The organism is Pseudomonas sp. MPC6, from assembly GCF_006094435.1.
Taxonomy (GTDB): Bacteria; Pseudomonadota; Gammaproteobacteria; order Pseudomonadales; family Pseudomonadaceae; genus Aquipseudomonas.
In genome coordinates this window covers 3644914-3669301 of record NZ_CP034783.1, presented here as the reverse complement: position 1 = coordinate 3669301, position 24388 = coordinate 3644914, and the positions used below count along the sequence as shown (strand labels likewise).

Below are 24388 nucleotides of genomic sequence, written 5' to 3'. Positions count from 1 at the left end.
CGAACACTTCTCTCATCCCATCGAACCCCCAGACCGCTACCCAAGTAGCATAGGTCGCCCCCCATAGCCTTCGTACACTCATCCCTCATACACACGCACCTGCGGGAGGCGACGATGCAGCAGGTCCAGAGTGAAGGTGTGGTCAGTGCCATGTCCCAGGCCACCGATGCGGGGCAGGTGGCGCAAGAGTTGGCGCGGCAGTTGTTGCATCCGCACCTGGGCTTCGTGTTGTTCTTCTGCTCCGCCGAGTACGACTTGCAGGCGCTGGGCCAGGCCTTGCAGCAAAGCTTCGGCGGCATCCGCCTGGTGGGCTGCACCAGCGCCGGGGAAATCACCCCCCTGGGTTATGGTCGCAATTGCGTGACCGCGGTGGGCTTCGATCATCGGCATTTTTCCATCGACGCCGAACTGATCTGCGAGATGGAACGCTTCAGCCTGATCGACGCCCAGCAGATGGTCGAGCGCCTGGTCAGTGGCTGTCGCAGCAATACCCTGGCGCCGATCAAGGGCAACAGCTTTGCCCTGACCCTGCTCGATGGCCTGTCCAGCCGCGAAGAAATGGTCCTCGCCGCCTTGAGCGCGGCGTTGGGCGACATCCCGCATTTCGGTGGTTCGGCCGGTGATGACAACTACCTGACCCACACCCACGTCTATTTCAATGGCGAGTTTCACAGCGGCGCGGCGGTGGTGGTGCTGGTCAACACCTGGCTCGATTTCGAGGTCTTCACGACCCACCACATCCTGCCCCGGGCGGAAAAACTGGTGGTCACCGGGGCCGACAGCGGCTCGCGCCGGGTGTTCGAACTCAATGCCGAACCCGCCGCCGAGGAGTACGCCCGGCACATTGGCGTGCCGGTGGCCGACCTCGATCACCGGATTTTCGCCGCGCACCCGCTGGCGGTGCGGATCAACGATCAGTATTACGTGCGGGCGATCCAGCAGGTGCATCCGGACCTGAGCCTGAGTTTCTACTGCGCGGTGGAAAACGGCATCGTCCTCACGGTCATGACCCCGGGCCCGATGCTGCCCAATCTGCAACACCTGTTCGAGGGCTTGCAGGAACGTCTCGGCGAGCTGTTGCTGACCATCGGCTGCGACTGTTTTCTCAGGCGCCTGGAGCTGGAAGACGGCGGGCACCTGGAGCAGATCGGTGGTTTTTTGCGTGACCAGCGGGTGATGGGTTTCAACACCTACGGAGAACAGTTCAATGGCATGCACATCAACCAGACCTTCACCGGGGTTGCCATTGCCCGAGGCCGGTCCCCTGGACAGCGCTGAGCTGCAGGCCGAACTCGCCAGCCTGCGCCACGACAATCACAAACTGCAGCGGATCAACAGTGCGCTGATCGAACGGATCGAGTCCGGCATCACCCGCGGCAACGACCCGTACGCGGCGTTCCAGCATTCGGTGGTGCTGGCCGAACAGGTGCGCGAGCGCACCGACGCCCTGAACCAGGCCATGGCCGAACTCAAGTCGGGCAATCACTTGCTCAGCGAAGCGCGCCTGCGGGCGGAAACCGCGCATCGGCATCTGATCGATGCCATCGAGAGTATCTCCGACGCCTTCGTGCTGTTCGATGCCGAGCAGCGGATCGTCCTGTTCAACAGCCGCTTCAAGGCGTTCTGGGGCCACAGCCGGGTGCGGATCAACGCCGGCATGCGCCTGGCCGAGGTCAAGCGGCTGATGTCCGCCACCGGGCTGTTCACCGAAGAGCCCCGGGGGCATGCCGACGAGAACCTGCTCTATCGCCTGCAGGACGGCCGTTGGCTGCAAGTCAGCGAACGGCCGACCCAGGAAGGCGGACGGGTGATCCTGTTCACCGACATTACCGACGTCAAACTCAGCGAGACCGTGCGCCGCGAACAAGCCGTGGCGCAGAAATCCCATTTGCTGCAACGGGCGGTCGACAACCTGTCCCAGGGCGTGGCCATGGTCAACGCCGAGGGCATCCTCGAACTGTGGAACCGGCGCTTCCTCGAACTGAGCGGCCTGGCCCCGGTGGCGGCCCATCGGCCGTTCGCCGAAGTGATTGCCGACAGCGAGCTGAACCTGCTGACCCCGGCCAGCCGCGATGGCAACGGGCGGCCGGTGCAGGAATGCGAGCAGCGCCTTGATGATGGCCGGGTCCTGGAAATCCGCACCCATCCGTTGCCCACCGGTGGCTTCGTCAACACCTTCACCGACATCACCGAGCGCTACCAGCACGCCGAGGCCCTCAGTGAAAGCGAGCGCTGGATCCGCCTGATCACCGACCATGTACCGGCGTTGATCGCTTACCTCAATGCCGACCTGGTGTACGAGTTCACCAACAAGGTCTACGAAGAATGGTACTGCTGGCCCCGGGGCGTGATGCTCGGCCAGAGCCTGCGCGAAGTGCACAGCGAGCAGCATTACCAACGCCTGGAAGCCTACGTGGCCCGGGCGCTGGCCGGCGAGAGCGTGACCTTCGAATTTGCCGAAATCAACATCAACAATCAGGAGCGCTACATGCTGCGCTCCTACGTGCCCAATCGCCTGGCCAGCGGCGAAGTGGTGGGGATCTTCGTGCTGATCCGCGACATCACCGAACGCCGGCGCACGGCCGAGGCCTTGCACCAGGCTTATCAGAACCTTGAGTTGCGGGTGCGCGAACGCACGGCGGAATTGACCACCCTCAATGATCAGTTGCTGCGGGAAATCGACGAGCGTCGGCGGGTGGAATCACGCCTGCGCGAGGCCAAGCTCGACGCCGAGCAGGCCAATCTGTCGAAGACCAAGTTTCTCGCTGCCGTCAGCCACGACCTGTTGCAACCGTTGAATGCCGCCCGGCTGTTTACCAGTGCGCTGCTGGAACGCCGTGATCCGGTAGCCAATGCGGTGCTGGTGCGCAATGTCAGCAATTCCCTGGAAGACGTGGAAAACCTGTTGTGTACCCTGGTGGACATTTCCAAGCTGGATGCCGGGGTCATCAAGGCCGACATTGCGCCGTTCGCCCTGAGCGAGCTGCTGGACACCCTCGCGGCCGAGTACACCCAGGTTGCCCTTAGTGAAGGCCTGGAGCTGCATTTCATCGGGTGTTCGGCGCTGGTGCGCAGCGACATCCAACTGCTGGCGCGGATCCTGCGCAATCTGCTGAGCAATGCGATTCGCTACACCTACAGTGGTCGGGTGGTGCTCGGTTGCCGGCGTCATCATCAACGGTTGTCGATCGAGGTCTGGGACAGCGGCATGGGCATTGCGGAGAATCGACTGGAGGAGATTTTCCAGGAGTTCAAGCGCGGCGATGTGCAGCGTCCGGACCAGGATCGCGGCCTGGGCCTGGGGCTGGCAATTGTCGAGAAGATTGCCGGGATTCTCGGGCACCGGATTCACGTGCGTTCTTGGCCGGGCAAGGGCTCGATGTTCTCCGTGGAAGTGCCGTTGAGCGCCACGGCGCCCAAGGCGTTGCCGAGCCTGCTGATGAGCGAGCCGATGCTGGAACGATTGCGCGGGGCGCGGGTGTGGGTGCTGGACAACGACGCGGCCATTTGCGCCGGCATGCGCACCTTGCTGGAAGGCTGGGGGTGCCTGGTGGTGACGGCGCTGTCGGAACAGGATCTGGCGCGGCAGGTGGACAACTATCATGCCGAAGCGGATCTGCTGATTGCCGACTATCACCTGGATGACGACAAGAACGGTGTCGATGCCGTGGCCCGGATCAACGCCCGGCGTGCTTCAGCGATTCCGGCGATGATGATCACCGCCAACTACAGCAACGAACTCAAGCAGCAGATCCGTGAACTGGGGCATACCCTGATGCACAAGCCGGTGCGGCCGATGAAGCTCAAGACGGCGATGAGTCATTTGCTCGGCAGGCCTTGAGTGTTGCGGCGTGTTTGCCGGCCTCTTCGCTGGCAAGCCAGCTCCTACAGGGGATCTTCAGTGAACGCCAAGTCGGAGAGCGGCAGCGATCCCGTGTAGGAGCCGGCTTGCCGGCGAAGACGGCGGCACATTCAGTAGAGGTGTCGACTGACAGACCGCTTTCGCTGGCAAGCCAGCTCCTACAGGGGATCTTCAGTGAACGCCAAGTCGGAGAGCGGCAGCGATCCCGTGTAGGAGCCGGCTTGCCGGCGAAGACGGCGGCACATTCAGCAGAGGTGTTGACTGACAGACCGCTTTCGCTGGCAAGCCAGCTCCTACAGGGGATCTTCAGTGGACACAGAATCTGTGGCAAAAGATCACCCTGTGGGAGCGGGCTTGCCAGCGATGGGGGCGACCCGGTCTAACAGTTGTCCCCGGAATCAGCGCCGCAGATACGACCCGAAATCAATATCCCCGGCACTCAAAATCGCCTGCACCCGATTATGCACATTGAGTTTGCGCAGAATCGCCGAGACATGCGCCTTGACCGTGGTTTCGGCGATTTCCAGGGTGTAGGCGATCTGCTTGTTCGACTCACCCTTGGTCATGCGCTCCAGCACCAGCAGTTGCTTGCGGGTCAGGGCCTGGAGCAGTTCCGGAGGAAAGCTCGGGGTATCGTTCATCCGGCGATGGGTAGCGCTTTTTTGCGTGCGGATGATGTCCGGCGGCAGGTACACGTTGCCGTTGAGGATCTGCTGGATGGCCTCGGTCATCTGCACCCGTGGCGAGGACTTGGTGATGAACCCCACCGCGCCATAGGTGATGGCCTGCAGCACGATCTGTTTGTCCTGCTCGGCGGAGACGATCACCACCGGAATGGTCGGCGCCTCGTTGCGCAGGTTGATCAGGCCGTTGAGCCCGTGCATGCCGGGCATGTTCAGGTCGAGCAGGATCAGGTCCAGGTCGTCGTGGTCCTGGGTCAGCGCCAGGGCGCTGTCGAGGTCGGCGGTTTCCATCACCTCGGTGCCCGGGAAACCATCGCTGATGACGTTATGAATGGCTTCGCGAAACAGCGGGTGATCGTCGGCAATCAGAATTTTGTACATAGCCTTTCACCTCGTTATTTTGATTAGGGTGGGGCAACAACACGCAAGCGTAAAGATCAGGGAAAAGGCTCGGGTTGGGCCGGTGTCACGGGCAGGTTCGCCGCTTGCCAGGCGTCCAGGCCATCGCGGTACCAATACAGTGTCTTATAGCCCATGGCGGCGGCGCGCCTGACCGCGTTCCAGCTCAGCCAGCAATCGGAGCGGCAGTAGAAGACCAGCGGTCGCGCAGAATCGCCTGCGGTCAATGTATTCAGGTTACGCGCAAAATAGTCCTGCCAGGCGGGTGGCAGATCACCGTCACCGGTATTGGCCAGCCAATGGCTGCCGGGCAGGTTCTCGTGCGGCTGGTCTTCGATGAAACGGCCTTGCAGCCATTGGCGGCGGTAGACGTCGATCAGTAGCGGACGCGGCGTTTGGCTGAGCAGGGTTTGCAGGGCCGGCGTATCGATGATGGACGCGCCCGGCAGTTGATTCGGGGTCGGGCTGCGGTAGAGACCGATGCGATAGCCGTCGGCGGAGAACAGCGGGGTGTCGGCCTGGGCGACGCCCAGCAACAGGCTCAGGGACAGCACGGCGAGAGAAGGGCGCAGCAGAACACGTCGGGCACGCGGCATGGGGTTCAATCCTTATAATTATGAACCCATTACATGCCAGTCGCGGTGCGATTGGAATGCGACGATAGACAGGTAAAGCAGTACTAAAGTAGTAATTTTCACTGCTGTGCTCAACGTACCCCTGTAGGAGCTGGCTTGCCAGCGAAGGCGGCTTAACATTCAACATCTTTGTTGGCTGACACACCGCCTTCGCTGGCAAGCCAGCTCCTACACAGGGGATTTGTGGGGTCAGGTGGCTTTGCGCAGGGCGGCGTGTTGCGGGTTGAAGGTGAGCACGGCGAGCAGGGCGAACACCAGCGTCAGCCCCACGCACACCGCCAGCGCCAACGGATTGAAGCGCTCATACAACGCAAACCGCACCAGTTCCACCGCATGGGTAAACGGGTTCAACGCACACAACCAGTACAACCACTCGCTGGACTCGCGCATCTTCCACAGCGGATACAGTGCCGACGACAGGAAAAACAGCGGGAAGATCACGAAGTTCATCACCCCGGCAAAGTTCTCCAGCTGGCGGATCGCATTGGACAGCAGCAAACCCAGCGCGCTGAGCATCAACGCCACCAGCAACAGCGCCGGCAAGGCGATCAACAGCCCCATGGCCGGCGGCTGCACGCCGTACACCCAGGCGATCGCCAGAAAGGCGTACACCTGCATCAACGAAATCAACGAAGTCGCCAACAATTTGCTGCACAACAGGAAGGTCCGGGGCAGGGGGCTGGTAAGCAGCACGCGCATACTGCCCATTTCCCGGTCGTAGACCATTGACAGTGATCCCTGCATACCGTTGAACAGCAGGATCATGCAGGCGAGGCCGGGGATGATGTAGACCTCATAGGGAATGTAGGTGTCGTAGGGCTCGATGATCGCAATGCCAAGTGCCGCGCGAAAGCCTGCAGCGAACACCAGCAGCCACAGTAGCGGCCGCACCAGGGCGCTGAGAAACCGCGTGCGCTGCAACACAAATCGCAGCCATTCGCGCAACACGATGCCGCTGAAACACTGCCAGTAAGCATTCATCGGACGGCTCCTGCAGGGGCAGCGGTAGTCAGGCGGGCGAAGGCCGAACCGAGGTCGCCGCCGTGTTCCAGGCTCAGGGCGTGGGCTTGTCCGCTGGCCACCAGGCGGCCTTGATGGAGAATCAGCAAGTCGTCGCTGGCTTGCACTTCATCGAGCAAATGGGTGGTCCAGAGTACGCTGATGTTGCGCTCGCGGCACAGGCTGCGGATGTGTTGGTTAAGGGCCAGGCGGCTGGCCGGGTCGAGGCCGACACTGGCCTCGTCGAGCAATAACAGGCGTGGCTCATGCAGCAAGGCCCGGGCGATTTCCACCCGGCGCCGATGGCCGCCATTGAGTTCGCGCACCCGCTCGCGACGGCGTTCGGTTAGGGTCTGCCGGGCCAGTTCGGCCTCGACTCGCAGGCCGGTCTGGCGCCGCGACATTCCATGCAACGCGGCGTGATAACGCAGGTTCTGTTCGACGCTGAGATCAAGATCCAGCGTGCTTTGCTGGAACACCACGCCCACTTGCTTGAGTGCCGGCCGCGGCGCGTTGCGCAACGAACAACCGCCAACCCGAATATCACCGCGCTGCAAATCATAGAGCCGGGTCAGCAGGGCGATCAGCGTCGATTTGCCCGCGCCGTTCGGCCCCAGCAACGCCGCGAAACGCCCCGGTGCCAGATTGAAGCTCACCTGGCGCAATGCTTCCCGCACCCCATAGGCGAAACTCAGGTCGCTGACTTCCAGGGCGCTCATGGGGTCACCACCACGCCCCACGGATAACGGCCGACCTTGACCGATTTGACCACCTTGAGGCTGTCGACATCGATCACCGACACATCGCCGCTGACGCCATTGGTGGCCAGCAGTTGCTTTTGATCCGGGGTAAACGCCATCTGCCAGACCCGTCGTCCGACCAACAGATAATCGAGAATTTCAAAGGTCTTGGCATCGATCACCGCGACATGATTGGCCGGGCCGAGCGCGACGAAACCGTACTTGCCGTCAGCGCTGAGCTTGATCCCCACCGGTTGCACTTTATCCGGGTGCACGCCCTTGATCTTGAAGGTCAGGGTCTTGAGAACCTGGCGGCTCGCAACATCGAGAATCGTCACCGTGCCGCCGATCTCCGCCGAGGCCCAGAGCCTGGAGCCATCCGGCGTGAACTCGACGAACCGCGGACGCTGATCCACCAGGGTGCTGTCGGCCAGCGTCTGGGTCGCGGTGTCGATCCAGTGCAGCATGTTAGTGGTTTCGCTGGTGTTCACCGCCCACTTGCCGTCGGGGCTGACGGCCATGCCTTCGGGTTCGACGCCGACGCTGATCTGGCTCAGCACCTTGGAGGTTTCGGTGTCGATCACTGTCACCAGCGCGTCGTCTTCATTGGAGACATACAGCCAGCGATTGTTCGGGTGCAGGGCGAACTGCTCGGGGTCCTTGCCGGAGGGCAGTTCCTTGATGATCTTGCGCGTGGCGACATCCATCACCTGGACCCGGTCAGAATCACTGGCGCAGATGTACAGCAGCTTGTTGTCGTGGGACAGCAGCAGGCCGCGCGGGCGTTGGCCGACGGGCAGGGTGTCGGTGACTTGCAGGGTCTGCAGGTCAATCAGGCTCAGGCTGTTGTCCTTTTCGTTGGACACCCAGGCGGTGCTGGCAGCGGCATGCCCGGCGGCGAGCAGCAAGGCGCAAGAAAGCAGGGAACGGTAAAGCAGAGAGCGGCAGAGCAGGGTGCGGCGCATGGCGGATTCCTTATTGTTGTGGTTTTTGTGGAAAGTCGAATCAGGGAAAGCGGCAACTGACCTCGGGCTTGTCATACCCAAGGCTGTCCATTTCGTTGAAGGGGTGCAGGAAACCGTCTTGCGGCGACGTGCTGACCAGCGCCCGGGGTTGCACGATGGGGATCGGCTGGCGCAACTGACCGTTCCATGGGCGATAACTGAGCTTGCGCCCCTTGAAGCCGTCCAGCGGCAACTGATCGCCGGTCTCAAGCGTTCGGATCGCCAGCGGATCGACCTGGCGCAGTTTGCTCACCGCGCTGGCGATGCTGCGCACGGCGATCCACGCGGCGAAATCGCGGTCGTTCATCCAGCGTCCGGCCAGGGCTTCGAAGCGTTTCTGCAACTGAGCGGCACCGTAGGTTTCCACGGTCTTGTGCCAACCCACCGGGGTCAGGCCCTGGGTACCGGCAACCGGTCGCGGGTACCAGGTCTGGTACGGCACGTATTCGCCGAAATCGCCACGCTCATCGGCCACCAGCACCACGTCGTACTCGGCGGTCTGGGTGAACAGCGGCATGTCGGCCTGGGCGCTGCGGCGCTGATCGTTATCGAAGCTCCAGGCTTTCTCCGCCACCAGTTGCAGGCCGAAGCGCTTGGCGGCGCGGCGCAGGGCCGCGGCATAGGCCTGATCGTCCGCGGTCGGGCCGACGATCAGCAGCGCCCGTTGCCATTTGCGCACCACCAGAAATTGCGCCAGGGCGTCGGCGAGCATCGCCCGGCTCGGCAGGCTGTGCAGTACGTTGGGCAAGCAGTCGGTGCTGCGCAAACTGTCGTCAGGACTGCCGGCGTTGAACAGCAGGCTATCGGGCAGGGCGGCGCTGAGTTCGCGCAGGCTGGTGGCCGGCGCGTTCACCACGAACAACCGCAGGCCTTGCTCATGTTGGGCTTTTGCGGCATCGAGCAAGGCCGCGGGGCTGTCGGCGTTGATACTGACCAAGGTGTAGCCGTGGTTGAGAAAACGCCCGGTGCTGTTGCTGTCGGTGATCGCCAGCTCGGCGCCACGCAACCCGGCATCGACCGGCTCGGGAATGATGTTCGACAGCAGCGGGCCCGGGTCGGGGCGATAGCCCAGGTAGCCGATCTGCACCTGCAACGGCGCGTCCGCGGCCTGGCTTTGCGTGGCCAGCCCGGCTGCGCAGGCAATCGCCAGCAGGTAGATCAGGGCGTACGGGGCAAGCTGGCGCATAGGGCACTCCTTTACAGGTAGCGCCAGCATAGGAACCCTGGGACGGGGATGAAATATGCAGAAAGTACCAGTCAGCCAGTACCAAGGTAGTAACTCGCCCCGGGCGGCGCGGTTTTAGCATGGCAACAACGGCCATCACCTGGGAGGCGATCGATCATGCGAATTCTCAAAGCGCTGCTTTTGCCGTTGCTGCTGATTCTCACCCTGATCGGTGTCGACAAGCTTCACGGCCCGCGCCCGGCACCGTTGCTGGTGACGCCCGCGGCGCCGGGGCGCTAGGCGTGTCGGCCCTGTGGCGGATCAACCTGTGGGTGTGCGGATTTTTCGCCCTGGTGACCCTGGCGTGCATGGGCTTGCTGGTGCACCAGGCGCTGGCGGACGTGGAGCGTGAGTTGCAATCGGCCGAAGCGGTGGTGGAATACTTGAGCGAAACCGCCGAGCGCGATCCCGCCAGCCTGCAGCCAAGGCTGACCGGCAGCTTGCGTCATGTGCGGGTGCGTTGGCTGGAAGCCGGCGAACAGGCACGATTGCCGGTGCAGGATGGACTTGATGCCTGGCTTGGACGCCTGTTGTTTGCCGAGGCTCGCCACAGTCCGCGGGTGCTGGATTTGCAGGATGGGCGGCGGGTGCAGATCGGCGTCGATCCACGGGATGAAATCGATGAAGTCTGGGACTCGCTGCAACAACTGCTGAGCCTGTGCGGGCTGGCATTGGTGTTGAGTCTGTTGACCATTCGCTGGGCCGTGCGCCGGGGCATGGGGCTGCTCGACGACTTGCTGCGGGCGTTGCAACAGGTGTCCGCAGGCCGACTGAACGTGCGTTTACGCGCCGAAGGCATGCCCGAGGCGCGGCAACTGGCGCGGCATTTCAACCGCATGACCCAGGCGCTGGAGCAGGCGCGTGTCGACAACACCCGACTGACCCGGACCTTGCTGGCGGTACAGGAGCAGGAACGCACTCATCTGGCGCAAACCCTGCACGATGACCTCGGTCAATACCTGGCAGGCATTCGCGCCCAGGCCTGTCTGTTGCGACTGGTGGCGGATCAACCGGTGGTGGTGGAGCGCACGGTGCGCGAGCTTGAGCACAATTGCGAACACCTGCAACAGGGCTTTCGGGCGCTGGTGCACGACCTCTATCCGGTGGTGTTGCAGCACCTGCCCCTGGCCGAAGCGTTCGGCTTGCTGGTGGAGCAATGGAAAGGGCGGCAGGGGATCGATTGCCAGTTGCGTGTCAGCCCACACTTGCCGCCGTTGTCCGGGCCGGACAAGACCCATCTCTACCGCCTGTTGCAGGAGGCGCTGACCAACATCGCCCGTCATGCCGGCGCCAGCCAGGTGCGGGTGCGCCTGCAACATCGCGGCGGGCATTTGCGCTTGCTGATTCGCGACAACGGTTGCGGCGCACAACAGCCCCAGCGGCCGGGCGTCGGTCTGTATTCGATGTTCGAGCGCGCCCGCAGCCTGGGCGGCGAGCTGCGGATCATCAGCCATCCCGGTGCCGGTTGGGCACTGGCCTTGAGCATGCCTTTGGAGGCGTCATGAATATTTTGCTGGTCGATGACCATGCGGTGGTCCGTCAGGGCTATGCCAGTCTGTTGCGGGCGCTGCTGCCAGCGATGGAGGTGCGTGAGGCGGCCACCGGTGAAGAAGCGCTGACGCGGGTTCAAGAGGCCGTGCCGAACCTGGTGATCATGGATTTCGGCTTGCCGGGGATCAGTGGCCTGGAGACCACCCGCCGATTGCGTCAGCGCCTGCCGCAATTGCGGGTGCTGTTTTTCAGCATGCACGATGAGTTGCCGCTGGTGCGTCAGGCGCTGGATGCGGGGGCTTCGGGTTACCTGACGAAAAATTCGGCGCCCGAAGTGCTGATCGAGGCCGTGCGCCGCATCCTCGCGGGCCATGCCTATATCGAACAGCCCCTGGCCACCCAACTGGCCTGTCATCCGCAACAGGACGCCAGTGATCCGCGGTTGCAGAGCATGACCCAGCGCGAACTGGAGATTTTCGTGATGCTCGCCAAGGGGACGCCAGCGCGGGTGATTGCCGAGCAGTTGAGCATCAGCAGCAAGACGGTTTCAAACCACCTGACGTTGCTCAAGAGCAAATTGCAGGTGACCTCCCATGCCGAGCTGGTGCATCTGGGGATTGATATGGGGGTGGTGCGGGTGGCGAATTTATTCAATCAATCCACCGCAAGACCCTGTAGGAGCGAGCTTGCTCGCGATGGTCGCCAACGATAACGCGGGTAACCTGACAACCCGTGGCGTTCTCAGGTTCATCGCTGGCAAGCCAGCTCCTACATGAATGCATTTTGCCCTGGCTCACTTGTTCCAGGTCGTCGGGCACCCCGTACACCCCTCCATATTCGCATCCTGGAAATTCGCATAATGCTGGCGCGAGCCGCTGAGGTTGGCCTGCTGCAGATTGCTCTCACCGAACTTGGCTTCCTGCAGGTTGGCATCGCCGAGGTTGGCGCCCTTGAGATCGGCCTTGCTCAACCAGGTCATTTCCAGATCCGCCGCCCGCAAATCGGCGTTGTGCAATTTAGCCCCGGAGAGGCGGGCGAATTGCAGGTAGGCGCCACTGAGGTTGGCGTCCTGGAATTGCGCACCCTGGGCAAACATCCCCCAGCCTTGAATCGCCATCAGCGTCGCACCGCTGAAATCGGCCAGGCGCAGGTTGCTTTGTTGCAGGCTGGCGCGGGTCAGGTTGGCGCCCTGCAGTTGGGCTTTTTCAAGGTTGGCAAGGTCGAGGCGGGCGTGACGCAGGTCGGCACCGCGCAGGTCGGCGCCACTGAGGTTCATGTTGCGCAGGTCCTGATTGCTCAGGTTGGCGCCTTTGAGATTGGCGCCGGGGCATTGGCTGTGGTCGGCGATGGTGCAGCCGTTGATGACCAGCGGGGTGTCTTCGCCGGCGTCGTCGGCGAATGCCGGGAGGGTGGTCAGCAAAAGCACAAGAGGCAAGTATTTCATGGTGGGTTCTCGTCGTGTGGGTGGGCGCTTTCGCTGTAGGAGCCAGGCTTGCCGGCGAAGAACGGTAACGCGGTGCAACAGATACACCGCGGCGTCCCGTTCGCCGGCAAGCCTGGCTCCTACAGCGAAGGGGGGTTCAACGTTTCGCGGTCTGGTTATCCCAACTCGGAATCTTGAACACCCAGAACGACCCGCCCTGAGCCACCGGCTTGGTCAGTTCGGCCATGTCACCACCCCACAACGGCACCGCGCCGCCGTAACCGACGGTCACGCCGACGTACTGTTCGCCATCCTGTTCCCAAGTGATCGGCGGCGAGACGATGCCGCTGCCGGTCTGGAACTTCCACAGCTCAGCACCGGTTTTCGCGTCGAAGGCCTTGAGGAAACCGTCGCCGGTGCCGGTGAACACCAGGTTGCCCTTGGTCGCGAGTACCCCGGCCCACAGTGGCAGCGCTTCCTTGTGCTCCCAGACCACTTTGCCCGTGGTCGGGTTCATCGCCCGCAGGCTGCCGACGTGATCGTCGTACATGCGCTTGATGCGAAAACCCATGCCCAGGTAGGCCGATCCTTTCTTGTAGTTGACTTCCTCGGTCCAGTACTCCTCTTTCCAATGATTGCCGGGAATGTAGAACAGCCCGGTGTCCTGGCTGTACGCCATCGGGTTCCAGTTCTTGCCGCCGAGGAACGGCGGCGACACTTCCACGGATTTGCCCTTGGTTTCGCCCGGCAACGGTTTGGCCGGACGCTGGCCCGGATTCTCCACCGGTTTGCCGGTCTTGAGGTCGATGTGGCTGGCCCAGGTGATGTTGTCGACGAAGGGGAAGGCGTTCTGCAATTTGCCGTTGTTGCGATCGACCACGTAGAAGAAGCCGTTGCGGTCGGCATGGCCGGTGGCCTTGACCGTCTTGCCGTCCTTGTCCTTGTAGTCGAACAGCACCAGTTCGTTGTTGCCGGAGAAATCCCAGGCGTCGTTCGGCGTGTGCTGGTAGAACCACTTCACCTCGCCACTGCTCGGGTCGACGCCGACCTGGCCGGAGGTGTAGAGGCTGTCGTAGTCGTGCGGATTGCCGTCCTTGGAAGTACGGGCCCAGGTATTCCAAGGGCCGGGGTTGCCGGCGCCGACGATGATGGTGTTGCTTTCCGGATCGAAACTGGCGCTCTGCCAAGGGGCACCGCCGCCATGGCTCCAGGCTTCGACCTTGCCGGTTTCGGTGGTCGGGTCATCCGGCCAGGACGGCGCCTTGACGTCACCGGTGGTGGTGCTGTCCTTGCCGTTCAAGCGGCCCATGTGCCCTTCGACAAAGGGCCGCATCCAGACTTCTTCACCGGTGTCCGGATCGCGCGCAAAGAGCTGCCCGACCACCCCGAACTCGTCGCCGGAGCTGCCATGGATCAGCAGCACCTTGCCGCTGGTCTTGTCCTTGATCAGCACCGGGGCGCCGGTCATGGTGTAGCCGGCGGCGTGGTCGCCGAACTTCTTGTTCCACACCACTTTGCCGGTGTTCTTGTCGAGGGCGACCAGCCGCGCGTCGAGGGTGCCGAAATAGATCTTGTCGCCATAAATGGCGGCACCGCGATTGACCACGTCGCAGCACGGGCGAATGTTGTCCGGCAGGCGATGGTTGTAGGTCCACAGGCGCTTGCCGGTCTTGGCGTCCAGGGCAAAAACCCGGGAATAGGAACCGGTGACGTACACCACGCCGTCGCTGACGATGGCCTGGGATTCCTGGCCGCGCTGCTTCTCATCGCCGAACGAGTAGGACCAGGCCGGGGTCAGCTTGAACACGTTCTTGTCGTTGACCTGGGCCAGCGGGCTCCAGCGCTGGGCATTGGTGCCCATGCCATATTGCAGCACGTCCTTGGTAGTCAGGTGATCGTTGGCGATGTCTTCCCAGGTCACGTTGCGAGTGGGGGTCGCAGGGGCGGTTGCGGCGTAGCTGGCAGCGCCCAGGGACAAAGTGCCCACCAGCAAAAATGCCTGCAAGGCAAGGGTCAGCGGGGAAAGGGCGGGTAGCGATCTTATTGTCATGGTTGCAGTTCCCAGTGGAGGTTTTGGCCTGCACAGGGTGGTGCGCCGGGCGGGTCGCCGGATACGGAAAAAGTCCCGCTGGTGCCGGGAAAACTTCCCATGGGGCACCTGATTTGGGCGTGCGCCACAAGCCCTACTACCAAGGTACCGGGTGGCGGACACCAAAGCAGCATGGGGCTGGCGCGAAGCCGTTCTTAAGATGGGTGCCATAGCCTCTTCAAAGAGGTTTTGCGTGCAATCTCGAGGGCATAACAATGACAACAAAACGCAACGCCTTGCTTGTTGCCGGACTGCTGGCCGGTTTTATCAGCGCAGGTTCCGTCTGGGCCCACGGCAACGTGGTACCGCAGGCCATCGCCACGCCGGGCCTGACCCCGATCAAGGACGCCGGGGTGCCGGTCGATGCCGATGGATGGGCGTCGGTGAACCCTTACCGCACCTCACCGGAACATGATAAAGCCGTGGAAATCGGTTCGTCCGCCTACAACCAGAACTGCGCGGCGTGTCATGGCCTGGAAGCCAAGTCCGGTGGCATTGCCCCCGATTTGCGCATGCTCGATGTCGCTGAGGCCGGTGATGAATGGTTCGTCGAGCGGGTCCGCCACGGCGCCGTGCGCGATGGCCGGGTGTACATGCCGAAGATGGCCGACTACCTGAGCCAGGAAGCCTTGTGGGCGGTGCGCACGTACCTGGATAGCGTCCACGTCGAGGAATGACCCATGCGCCTGCTCGCTGTGTTGATCAGCGCTGTGTTGCTGTGCTGCCAGGTGGCGCAGGCGCAGGTCCGCACCTATGACGAAATGATCTCCGCCGGGGAGCTGAAAGTGGCGGTCTACAAGGACTTCGCCCCCTACAGTTTCGAAGACGCCGGCCAGCCACGGGGTGTCGACGTCGAACTTGCCCAGGCCTTGGCCAAGGCGCTTGGCGTGCGCCTGGCACTGATCTGGGCGCCGGCCGGCGAGAAGCTCGACGACGACCTGCGCGATTACATCTGGCGGGCCAGCCAGTTGCACGACCTGCAACTGGCCGACCTGATGATGCGGGTGCCTTATGACCAGGACTACGCGCGTAAACGCAACGAATTGGGCGAGCTGGAAAACGGCCATGTGGTGATGTTCGGGCCGTACCAGAACGAACATTGGCAAGTCGCCTTCGACCGCCGCCGCCTGGACAAGGTCGGCAGCGTCGCGGTGTTCGAGCACCACCCGATCGGCGTCGAGGTCGACAGCGTGCCGTCGTTCTACCTGACTTCAGTGTTCAGCGGCATGCTCGCCGGCAAGACTCATCATTACCCTGGCGTGTCCCAGGCGTTCGCGGCCATGAAGGCCGGTGAAGTCGACGCGGTGATGGCCATGCGCGGCGAGATCGACTGGCAGGTTCACCTGGCGGCGGACCCGCAAGTGGCACTGGCGGAAAACGCCTACCCGAACATGGGCAAGCAACTCTGGGAGATCGGCATGGCGGTGCATGAAAGCAACCGGCAGTTGGCCTATGCCGTGGAAGAGGCGCTGGAGGCGTTGATTCGCGACGGCTCGGTCAACGCCATTTATGGCCATTACGGCCTGCGCTATGACGTACCCGAGATGTATCAGCAGTGAACTGGCGAGCGAGTTGTCTGCTGGCCTGCTGGCTGCCGATGGCCGCGCACGCGGTGGCCATCGACCCGGGCAAGGACCCGGTGCCCTCGGTGATGTGGGCCTTCTATCACAAGCAGATGCTCGGTGATGCGCCGTTCGTGTTCGATGAGCGGGTCAAGCTGCTCGCGCCGCCGTTCGCTGAAGACGCCCGGCAAGTGCCGCTGGAGATCGACGCCAGGGCCTTCAAGGGCGAGGTGGTGAAAATCCTCGCCTGGGCCGAGCTTAATCCGTTGCCGAAAATCGTCGATTTCCAACCGCTGGACCGGGTGCTGCCGTGGCTGTCGCTGCGCATCCGTATCGAGCAAGCCACACCCCTGCGCGCGGCGGTGCTGACCCGTGATGGACTGTGGCATGTCGGCTCGACCCTGATCGATGCCGCGGGCGGCGGGTGCACGGCGCCAAGCGTGGTGCGCACCCAGCCGGGCTGGGAGGAGCACATCGGCGAAGTGCTCGGCGGGCGTTATCCCCGCGGCGAATTCAGTCGTTTGCGCTTGCAAGTGGCGCACCCGATGGACAATGGCATGGTCAGCGGCATCCCGGAGTTCTTCATCAACCATGCCGAACTGCGCGACCGCAACGACCAGTTGCTGGCCCGTCTTGAGCTGTTTCCCGCCGTCAGCGAAAACCCCAACCTGGCCTTTGATATCGAAGGGGCAGGGCAGACGCGCCTGTTGCTGCGCGACAACAGCGGCAATCAATTCGATGCGGCCATACCCTGACCCAAGGAGCGCGTCATGCGCTGGATGTTGCTGTTGTTCATGAGCCTGAGCCTGCCGGCCCTGGCCGACCTCGACTACTCACTCAAGCCCCGGCAGATTGCCGAAGACACCTGGCTGCTCGAAGGCAGCACCGACAATTTCGCCAAGGCCAACGGCGGCAACATCGTCAACACCGCGTTCATCGTCACCGAAACCGGGGTGGTGGTGATCGATACCGGGCCATCGAAGCGTTATGGCGAAGCGATGCGCAAGGCCATTGCCGCGATCACCGATAAACCGGTGATCCAGGTGCTGCTGACCCATCATCATCCCGACCATGTGCTGGGCAACCAGGCCTTCGGCGACGTGCCGATCGGCGCGTTGGCCGGCACCACCGAGCTGTTGCGGCAGCAGGGCGATGCGATGGCCGAGAATATGTATCGACTGGTGGGCGACTGGATGCGCGGCACCGAGGTGGTGTTGCCCACTCAGGCGCTGACGCCTGGCCTATCGAGTTTTGGGAATCACGATTTGCGCCTGCTGAGCCTGGGTGGGCACACCGGCGCGGATCTGGCTATTCTCGACCGGAAAACCGGCGTGCTGTTTGCCGGGGATCTGGTGTTTTACCAACGGGCGCTGACCACGCCCAACAGTCCGGGGCTGGCGGTATGGCTGGCGGACATTGCGACCCTGCAAGGCTTGCCCTGGACGCTGATCGTGCCGGGGCATGGCCCGGTGGCCACGGATGCAAAGCCGTTCGAGCAAATGCGCGACTACCTCACCTGGCTCGATCAACTGATGCGCGATGGCGCGGCCAATGGCAGCGACATGGCGGAGATGATCCGCAGCCCGATTCCCGAACGGTTTGCCGGGATCAGCCTGAGCCGCTATGAACTGATCCGCAGTGTCAGTCATCTGTATTCACGCTATGAACGCACGCAGATGACCCGAGTCGATTCCGCCGCAATCAAATGACCAACACCGGCCCCCTGTAGGAGCTGGCTTGCCAGCGAAGGAGGTCAACGATGACGAGGGTTGGCTGGAGGAATGCGGCGCTCTCAGGTTCTTCGCGAGCAAGCTCGCTCCTACAGGGGGCGGTGTTGATCGCAAAATCCGGTGTTCATGCCCTGCGACCCGGTACTAAGGGATTAGCAATCTAGACACTGCGGGCAATTGTTACCAGGGCGGCGGCGCCCAAGAATCTGCACCAGACCGGGAAAATTTCCCGGGTATAACAAAAACCGCAGAGGCAGCCGTCATGACCCAACCCTTACGTCGCCAACCCTTCGTCTTGAGCCTGTTGCTCAGTGCCATGCTGTTGTCCGGCAGTGCCCTGGCCGGCGTCACCGATCAGGAAATCCTTCAGGACCCCAAGAACCCTGAGCAGATCGTGACCAACGGTCTGGGCGTCCAGGGTCAGCGCTACAGTCCGCTCGACACCCTCAACGTCAGCAACGTGAAGGACCTGCGACCCGTCTGGGCGTTCTCCTTCGGTGGCGAAAAGCAACGCGGTCAGCAAGCACAGCCGATGATCAAGGACGGCGTGATGTACATGACCGGCTCCTATTCGCGGGTGTTCGCGGTGGATGCGCGCACCGGCAAGAAACTCTGGCAATACGATGCGCGCCTGCCCGATGACATCCGTCCGTGCTGCGACGTGATCAACCGTGGCGTCGCGCTGTACGGCGACCTGGTGTTCTTCGGCACCCTCGACGCCAAGCTGGTGGCGCTGAACAAGGACACCGGCAAGGTGGTCTGGAGCAAGAAGGTCGCCGATCACAAAGAAGGCTACTCCATCAGCGCCGCCCCCATGGTGATCAACGGCAAACTGATTACCGGCGTGGCCGGTGGCGAGTTCGGCGTGGTCGGCAAGATCGAAGCCTACGACCCGAAAAACGGCGACCTGCTGTGGACACGTCCGACTGTCGAAGGCCACATGGGCTACGTCTACAAGGACGGCAAGGCCATCGAAAATGGTATTTCCGGTGGCGAAGCGGGCAAGACCTGGCCCGGCGACCTGTGGAAAACCGGCGGTGCCGCGCCCTGGCTCGGCGGCTACTACGACCCGGAAACCAATCTGCTGCTGTTCGGCACCGGCAACCCGGCGCCGTGGAACTCGCACCTGCGCCCTGGCGACAACCTTTACTCCTCGTCGCGCCTGGCGCTCAACCCGGACGACGGCACCATCAAGTGGCACTTCCAGAGCACGCCCCACGATGGCTGGGACTATGACGGCGTGAATGAGCTGGTGTCGTTCAACTACACCGAAGGCGGCAAAGAGATCAAGGCCGCCGCCACTGCCGACCGTAACGGGTTCTTCTACGTGCTGGACCGCACCAACGGCAAATTCATCCGCGGCTTCCCGTTCGTGGACAAGATCACCTGGGCCACCGGCCTGGATAAGGATGGCCGGCCGATCTACAACGAAGCCAGCCGCCCGGGCGCGCCCGGCACTGAAGCCAAAGGCAGTTCGGTATTCGTCGCCCCGGCGTTCCTTGGCGCGAAAAACTGGATGCCGATGGCGTACAACAAGGACACCGGTCTTTTCTATGTGCCGTCCAACGAGTGGGGCATGGACATCTGGAACGAAGGCATCGCCTACAAGAAAGGCGCGGCGTTCCTCGGTGCCGGGTTCACCATCAAGCCGTTGAATGAAGACTACATCGGCGTGCTGCGCGCCATTGACCCGAAAACCGGCAAGGAAGTCTGGCGCCACAAGAACTTCGCGCCGCTGTGGGGCGGGGTACTGACCACCAAGGGCAACCTGGTGTTCACCGGCACGCCGGAAGGTTTCCTGCAGGCGTTCAATGCCAAGACCGGCGAAAAAGTCTGGGAGTTCCAGACCGGTTCCGGTGTACTCGGCTCGCCTGTGACCTGGGAAATGGACGGCGAACAGTACGTCTCGGTGCTCTCGGGCTGGGGCGGTGCGGTACCGTTGTGGGGTGGCGAAGTGGCCAAGCGGATCAAGGATTTCAACCAGGGCGGCATGCTCTGGACCTTCAAGTTGCCTAAAGACCTGGTCGTGGCCAAACACTAACCCCGAATCCACCGCACAACCCTGTAGGAGCTGGCTTGCCAGCGAAGGCGGTGTATCTGACCCACCGAGCCGCTCCCTTCGCCAGCAAGCCGGCTCCTACGACCAAATAACGAGAATCCCCCTGCCAACGGCGCATTCGTCTGGCACGCGGGGCTCTCTACTATCGCTCTATCGCCTGTTTGTCCAACAGGCATCGACCCAGACAGAGGCCCACCATGATCTACGCACAACCCGGAACACCAGGCGCCGTCGTGACGTTCAAGGCGCGCTACGGCAACTTCATCGGCGGTGAATTCGTCGCGCCGGTCAACGGTGAATACTTCACCAATTCCTCGCCGGTCACCGGCGAAGTGATCGCCGAATTTCCTCGCTCCAGCGCCGCCGACATCGAAAAAGCCCTCGACGCCGCCCATGCCGCTGCGGACGCCTGGGGCAAGACCTCGGCCCAGGACCGCTCCCTGGTGCTGCTGAAAATCGCCGACCGCATCGAACAGAATCTGGAAATCCTCGCCGTCACCGAAACCTGGGACAACGGCAAGGCCGTGCGCGAAACCCTCAACGCCGACGTGCCGCTGGCTGCCGACCATTTCCGCTACTTCGCCGGTTGCATCCGCGCGCAAGAGGGCGGCGCCGCCGAGATCAACGAGCTGACCACCGCCTATCACTTCCACGAGCCATTGGGCGTAGTCGGGCAGATCATCCCGTGGAACTTCCCGCTGCTGATGGCCGCCTGGAAACTCGCCCCGGCCCTGGCCGCCGGTAACTGCGTGGTACTCAAACCCGCCGAGCAGACCCCGCTGTCGATCATGGTCTTCGCCGAGCTGATCGCCGACCTGCTGCCGGCCGGCGTGCTGAACATCGTCCAGGGTTTCGGTCGCGAAGCCGGTGAAGCGCTGGCCACCAGCAAGCGCATCGCCAAGATCGCCTTCACCGGTTCCACCCCGATCGGCGCGCACATCATGAAGTGCGCGGCCGAGAACATCATTCCGAGCACTGTCGAACTGGGTGGCAAGTCGCCGAACATCTTCTTCGAAGACATCATGCAAGCCGAGCCACAGTTCATCGAGAAGGCCGCCGAAGGCCTGGTGCTGGCGTTCTTCAACCAGGGCGAAGTCTGCACCTGTCCCTCCCGAGCACTGGTGCAAGAGTCGATCTACGACGACTTCATGAAAGTGGTGATGAAAAAGATCGTCAAGATCAAGCGCGGCAACCCGCTGGACACCGAGACCATGGTCGGCGCCCAGGCGTCCGAGCAGCAATACGACAAGATCCTCTCCTACCTGAAGATCGCTCAGGAGGAGGGTGCCGAACTGCTCACCGGCGGCGCGGCCGAGCGTCTTGAGGGGGACTTGTCGACGGGTTATTACATCCAGCCGACCCTGCTCAAGGGCCACAACAAAATGCGCGTGTTCCAGGAAGAAATCTTCGGCCCGGTGGTGGGCATCACCACCTTCAAGGACGAAGCCGAAGCCCTGGCCATTGCCAACGACAGCGAGTTCGGCCTCGGTGCCGGCCTGTGGACCCGCGACATCAACCGCGCCTACCGCATGGGCCGGGCGATCAAGGCCGGGCGCGTGTGGACCAACTGCTACCACCTGTACCCGGCGCATGCGGCGTTTGGCGGCTACAAGAAGTCCGGTGTCGGCCGTGAGAATCACAAGATGATGCTCGACCATTATCAGCAGACCAAAAACTTGCTGGTGAGCTATGACATCAATCCGCTGGGGTTCTTCTAACCCCCGCAAGAACACCACAAGACCCTGTAGGAGCGAGCTTGCTCGCGATGGACGTCAACGATAACGCGTACTGCCTGTATGTACGCGGTGCCTTGGCGTCCTTCGCGAGCAAGCTCGCTCCTACGTGGGGGGCGTGTATATGAAGACCTCGTTACACCCCCTACCAACGCACGCCGCCACCTCCTTCGAAAGTAGCATTCGATCGCCCCGCACACCGTGCATTAATGGCTTTACCGGAATCGTCCGGCACAAGAAGAGGATTGACCCATGTGGACTAAACCCGCGTTTACCGATCTGCGCATTGGCTTCGAAGTGACGATGTATTTCGCCAACCGCTGATTGTCCGCCCGGCCAGCCGTGGCGTTGGCCGGGCCTGCCTCGGCCGAGCGGGCGTAGCTGGAGCGGCGGGGGATAGAGGCCAGGTCAGACACCGCAGAACCCCGGAGAACCGCAATGACCGACACCCCGATGACCCCCACCGAATTCGAACAGGCCCTGCGCGCGAAGGGCGCCTTCTACCATATCCACCACCCCTTCCACCAAGCCATGTACGCCGGCCGCGCCAGCCGCGAGCAGATCCAGGGCTGGGTCGCCAATCGCTTCTATTACCAGGTGAACATCCCGCTCAAGGATGCCGCGATCCTCGCCAACTGCCCCGACCGCGAGGTACGCCGGGAATGGCTGCAACGGATTCTCGATCACGATGGCGTGCCCGGCAGCGAAGGCGGCATCGAAGCCTGGCTACGCCTGGGCGAAGCCGTGGGGCTGGATCGCGAACAAATCCTCTCCCAAGAGCTGGTGCTGCCGGGTGTACGGTTCGCCGTGGACGCCTACGTCAACTTCGCCCGCCGCGCCTGTTGGCAGGAAGCGGCCAGCAGTTCCCTGACGGAACTGTTCGCGCCACAGATCCATCAATCCCGTCTCGACGCCTGGCCGACCCATTACCCGTGGATCGATGCCGCCGGCTACGACTACTTCCGCACTCGCCTGAGCCAGGCGCGGCGCGATGTCGAGCATGGTTTGCGCATCACCCTGGCGCACTACATCACTGCCGAGGCCCAACAACGCATGCTGGAAATTCTGCAGTTCAAGCTCGACGTGCTCTGGAGCATGCTCGACGCCATGAGCATGGCCTATGAGCTTGAGCGCCCGCCATTTCACACGGTGACGAGCGAGAAGGTCTGGCACCGGGGGATCGCCCTGTGAGCCTGATCAAACGCGAGCAGGCACCGTCCCTGCGCCAGGGTTTTCGTCTGCAATGGGAACCGCGCCAGGGCTGTCACGTGCTGCTGTACCCCGAAGGCATGATCAAGCTCAACGTCAGCGCCGGGCAGATCCTCGACCTGCTGGACGGGCGGCGCAGCGTGGCGGCGATCATTGACCTGCTGTCCGCGAGTTTCCCCGGGGTGCCGGGGGTTGACGAGGACGTGCTGGCGTTCCTGGAGGTGGCCCATGCGCAATTCTGGATCGAGTGACGCGCCGCCCGGGCCGCCGCTGTGGTTGCTGGCGGAGCTGACCTATCGGTGTCCGCTGCAATGCCCGTATTGCTCCAATCCATTGGACTTTGCCAAATCAGGTGAAGAGCTGAGCACTGCAGAATGGATTCGGGTGTTCCGCGAAGCCCGGGACATGGGAGCTGCGCAATTGGGCTTTTCCGGCGGCGAGCCGTTGGTGCGCCAAGACCTGGCCGAGTTGATCAAGGCCGCCCGGGACATGGGCTACTACACTAATCTGATCACCTCCGGGATCGGCCTGACCGAGCAAAAAGTGCGGGACTTCAAGGTCGCCGGGCTGGACCACATCCAGATCAGCTTCCAGGCCGCCGACGAGGCGGTGAACAACATGCTCGCCGGCTCGCGCAAGGCGTTCGCCCAGAAGCTGGCGATGGCCCGGGCGGTGAAAGCCCACGGCTATCCGATGGTGCTGAACTTCGTCACCCATCGGCACAACATCGACCAGATCGCGAAGATCATCGACCTGTGCCTGGAACTGGAAGCGGATTTCGTCGAGCTGGCCACTTGTCAGTTCTACGGTTGGGCCGAGCTCAACCGCGTCGGCCTGCTACCGACCCGCGAACAACTGCAGCGTGCCGAGCGCATCACCAACGAGTACCGCGAGCGTCTGGAGGCCCAGGGTCATCCGTGCAAGCTGATTTTCGTTACCCCGGATTATTACGAAGAACGCCCCAAGACCTGCATGAACGGCTGGGCCAACCTGTTTCTCGACATCACCCCGGACGGCACCGCGCTGCCTTGCCACAGCGCGCGGCAGTTGCCGGTGCAGTTTCCCAACGTGCGCGAGCACAGTATCGAGCACATCTGGACCGATTCGTTTGGTTTCAACCGCTTTCGCGGCGATGACTGGATGAAAGAGCCGTGCCGCTCCTGCGACGAAAAGCACAAGGACCTGGGCGGTTGCCGCTGCCAGGCGTTCATGCTCACCGGCGATGCGGCCAATGCCGACCCGGTCTGCAGCAAGTCGCCGCATCATGGGGTGATCCTCAAGGCCCGGGAGGAGGCTGATGCGCCGGGGTTGGGCATGGAACACCTGACGTTGCGCAATGAAAAGGCTTCGCGGCTGATCTATCGCGGATGAATATGCGCGTGGCGATGCTGTAGGAGCCGGCTTGCTGGCGAACAGGGCGACATAGTGTGTCAGTTACGCCGCTTTCGCTGGCAAGCCAGCTCCTACAGGGGTTGTGCCATTCCCGCAATCTGTAGGAGCCGGCTTGCTGGCGAAGGGCAGACGACGCGGTTTGAGATATGGCGC

At 62.6% G+C, this 24388-nt stretch carries 22 protein-coding genes and 2 pseudogenes; 16 read left to right on the top strand and 8 right to left on the bottom strand.

Annotation, left to right across the window (positions count from 1 at the left end):
* The first annotated feature begins 114 nt into the window (after positions 1-114).
* Together nosP and nahK are read left to right on the top strand one after the other, a co-directional pair.
* Positions 115-1278 carry a nitric oxide-sensing protein NosP gene (gene nosP / locus ELQ88_RS18945; protein ID WP_128869816.1) on the top strand — a complete coding sequence of 388 codons (1164 nt, stop codon included), beginning with the start codon at positions 115-117 and terminating at the stop codon, positions 1276-1278.
* Positions 1247-3841, top strand: a complete 2595-nt coding sequence (nahK, locus tag ELQ88_RS18940) for a hybrid sensor histidine kinase/response regulator NahK/ErcS' (protein WP_138969545.1) — start codon at positions 1247-1249, stop codon at positions 3839-3841. The genes nosP and nahK overlap by 32 nt, the downstream gene beginning before the upstream one ends.
* Before the next feature lie 419 nt (positions 3842-4260).
* Here the strand turns inward: nahK and ELQ88_RS18925 are convergent, their stop codons facing one another.
* The 6 genes from ELQ88_RS18925 to ELQ88_RS18895 all read right to left on the bottom strand — a co-directional run bounded on the left by ELQ88_RS18925 (position 4261) and on the right by ELQ88_RS18895 (position 9508).
* On the bottom strand, positions 4261-4926 hold the full coding sequence (locus ELQ88_RS18925; protein ID WP_128869815.1) for a response regulator transcription factor: 666 nt from the start codon (positions 4924-4926) through the stop codon (positions 4261-4263).
* 56 nt (positions 4927-4982) lie between these two features.
* Complete coding sequence (locus tag ELQ88_RS18920; protein ID WP_138966956.1) at positions 4983-5540, bottom strand: PQQ-dependent catabolism-associated CXXCW motif protein; 558 nt, start codon at positions 5538-5540, stop codon at positions 4983-4985.
* A gap of 228 nt (positions 5541-5768) precedes the next feature.
* A complete protein-coding gene (locus ELQ88_RS18910) occupies positions 5769-6560 on the bottom strand; it encodes an ABC transporter permease (protein WP_128869883.1) in 792 nt (263 codons plus the stop codon).
* Positions 6557-7297, bottom strand: a complete 741-nt coding sequence (locus ELQ88_RS18905) for an ABC transporter ATP-binding protein (RefSeq protein WP_138966954.1) — start codon at positions 7295-7297, stop codon at positions 6557-6559. The genes ELQ88_RS18910 and ELQ88_RS18905 overlap by 4 nt, the downstream gene beginning before the upstream one ends.
* Positions 7294-8283, bottom strand: a complete 990-nt coding sequence (locus tag ELQ88_RS18900) for a YVTN family beta-propeller repeat protein (protein WP_138966952.1) — start codon at positions 8281-8283, stop codon at positions 7294-7296. The genes ELQ88_RS18905 and ELQ88_RS18900 overlap by 4 nt, the downstream gene beginning before the upstream one ends.
* Before the next feature lie 40 nt (positions 8284-8323).
* The gene (locus ELQ88_RS18895) at positions 8324-9508 is read right to left on the bottom strand and encodes an ABC transporter substrate-binding protein (protein WP_138966950.1); all 1185 of its coding nucleotides are present in this window, start codon (positions 9506-9508) and stop codon (positions 8324-8326) included.
* Between the two features lie 156 nt (positions 9509-9664).
* On the opposite strand from ELQ88_RS18895, the gene ELQ88_RS34960 reads away from it, so the two are divergent.
* The 4 genes and pseudogenes from ELQ88_RS34960 to ELQ88_RS34730 form a co-directional block, all read left to right on the top strand.
* A complete protein-coding gene (locus ELQ88_RS34960; protein WP_256578926.1) occupies positions 9665-9787 on the top strand; it encodes a hypothetical protein in 123 nt (40 codons plus the stop codon).
* Between the two features lie 2 nt (positions 9788-9789).
* On the top strand, positions 9790-11052 hold the full coding sequence (locus tag ELQ88_RS18890) for a sensor histidine kinase (RefSeq protein ID WP_138966948.1): 1263 nt from the start codon (positions 9790-9792) through the stop codon (positions 11050-11052).
* A pseudogene (locus tag ELQ88_RS18885) lies at positions 11049-11681 on the top strand (response regulator transcription factor); the annotation flags it as partial. The gene ELQ88_RS18890 and the pseudogene ELQ88_RS18885, both read left to right, overlap by 4 nt.
* A gap of 52 nt (positions 11682-11733) precedes the next feature.
* Positions 11734-11811 (top strand): annotated as a pseudogene (locus tag ELQ88_RS34730) (outer membrane lipoprotein carrier protein LolA); the annotation flags it as partial.
* Positions 11812-11831: 20 nt separating this feature from the next.
* Here the strand turns inward: ELQ88_RS34730 and ELQ88_RS18880 are convergent.
* Positions 11832-12482 carry a pentapeptide repeat-containing protein gene (locus ELQ88_RS18880; RefSeq protein WP_138966946.1) on the bottom strand — a complete coding sequence of 217 codons (651 nt, stop codon included), beginning with the start codon at positions 12480-12482 and terminating at the stop codon, positions 11832-11834.
* A 136-nt stretch (positions 12483-12618) separates the two neighbouring features.
* Complete coding sequence (exaA, locus tag ELQ88_RS18875; RefSeq protein WP_138966944.1) at positions 12619-14511, bottom strand: quinoprotein ethanol dehydrogenase; 1893 nt, start codon at positions 14509-14511, stop codon at positions 12619-12621.
* 254 nt (positions 14512-14765) lie between these two features.
* Between exaA and pedF the strand changes: the two genes are divergently transcribed.
* The 10 genes from pedF (at position 14766) to pqqE (ending at position 24214) form a co-directional block, all read left to right on the top strand.
* The gene (gene pedF, locus ELQ88_RS18870) at positions 14766-15227 is read left to right on the top strand and encodes a cytochrome c-550 PedF (RefSeq protein ID WP_128869890.1); all 462 of its coding nucleotides are present in this window, start codon (positions 14766-14768) and stop codon (positions 15225-15227) included.
* A 3-nt stretch (positions 15228-15230) separates the two neighbouring features.
* Complete coding sequence (locus ELQ88_RS18865) at positions 15231-16109, top strand: transporter substrate-binding domain-containing protein (RefSeq protein ID WP_138966942.1); 879 nt, start codon at positions 15231-15233, stop codon at positions 16107-16109.
* Positions 16106-16867, top strand: a complete 762-nt coding sequence (locus ELQ88_RS18860) for a quinoprotein dehydrogenase-associated SoxYZ-like carrier (RefSeq protein WP_128869892.1) — start codon at positions 16106-16108, stop codon at positions 16865-16867. The genes ELQ88_RS18865 and ELQ88_RS18860 overlap by 4 nt, the downstream gene beginning before the upstream one ends.
* Positions 16868-16882: 15 nt before the next feature.
* Complete coding sequence (locus tag ELQ88_RS18855; protein ID WP_138966940.1) at positions 16883-17821, top strand: quinoprotein relay system zinc metallohydrolase 1; 939 nt, start codon at positions 16883-16885, stop codon at positions 17819-17821.
* Between the two features lie 283 nt (positions 17822-18104).
* A complete protein-coding gene (locus tag ELQ88_RS18845; protein WP_138966939.1) occupies positions 18105-19883 on the top strand; it encodes a PQQ-dependent methanol/ethanol family dehydrogenase in 1779 nt (592 codons plus the stop codon).
* Between the two features lie 215 nt (positions 19884-20098).
* Entirely contained in the window at positions 20099-21619 is a 1521-nt protein-coding gene (locus ELQ88_RS18840) for an aldehyde dehydrogenase family protein (RefSeq protein ID WP_138966937.1), read from the top strand.
* Positions 21620-21886: 267 nt separating this feature from the next.
* Positions 21887-21958, top strand: coding sequence for a pyrroloquinoline quinone precursor peptide PqqA (gene pqqA / locus ELQ88_RS18835; RefSeq protein WP_003253598.1), 72 nt, complete (start codon positions 21887-21889; stop codon positions 21956-21958).
* A gap of 114 nt (positions 21959-22072) precedes the next feature.
* Positions 22073-22825 carry a pyrroloquinoline-quinone synthase PqqC gene (pqqC, locus tag ELQ88_RS18830; RefSeq protein WP_138966935.1) on the top strand — a complete coding sequence of 251 codons (753 nt, stop codon included), beginning with the start codon at positions 22073-22075 and terminating at the stop codon, positions 22823-22825.
* Positions 22822-23094 (top strand): pyrroloquinoline quinone biosynthesis peptide chaperone PqqD, encoded by a 273-nt coding sequence (gene pqqD, locus ELQ88_RS18825; protein ID WP_128869894.1) that lies wholly within the window; start codon positions 22822-22824, stop codon positions 23092-23094. Before pqqC ends, pqqD begins: the two co-directional genes overlap by 4 nt.
* The gene (gene pqqE, locus ELQ88_RS18820) at positions 23072-24214 is read left to right on the top strand and encodes a pyrroloquinoline quinone biosynthesis protein PqqE (RefSeq protein ID WP_128869895.1); all 1143 of its coding nucleotides are present in this window, start codon (positions 23072-23074) and stop codon (positions 24212-24214) included. Before pqqD ends, pqqE begins: the two co-directional genes overlap by 23 nt.
* Positions 24215-24388: the final 174 nt, after the last annotated feature.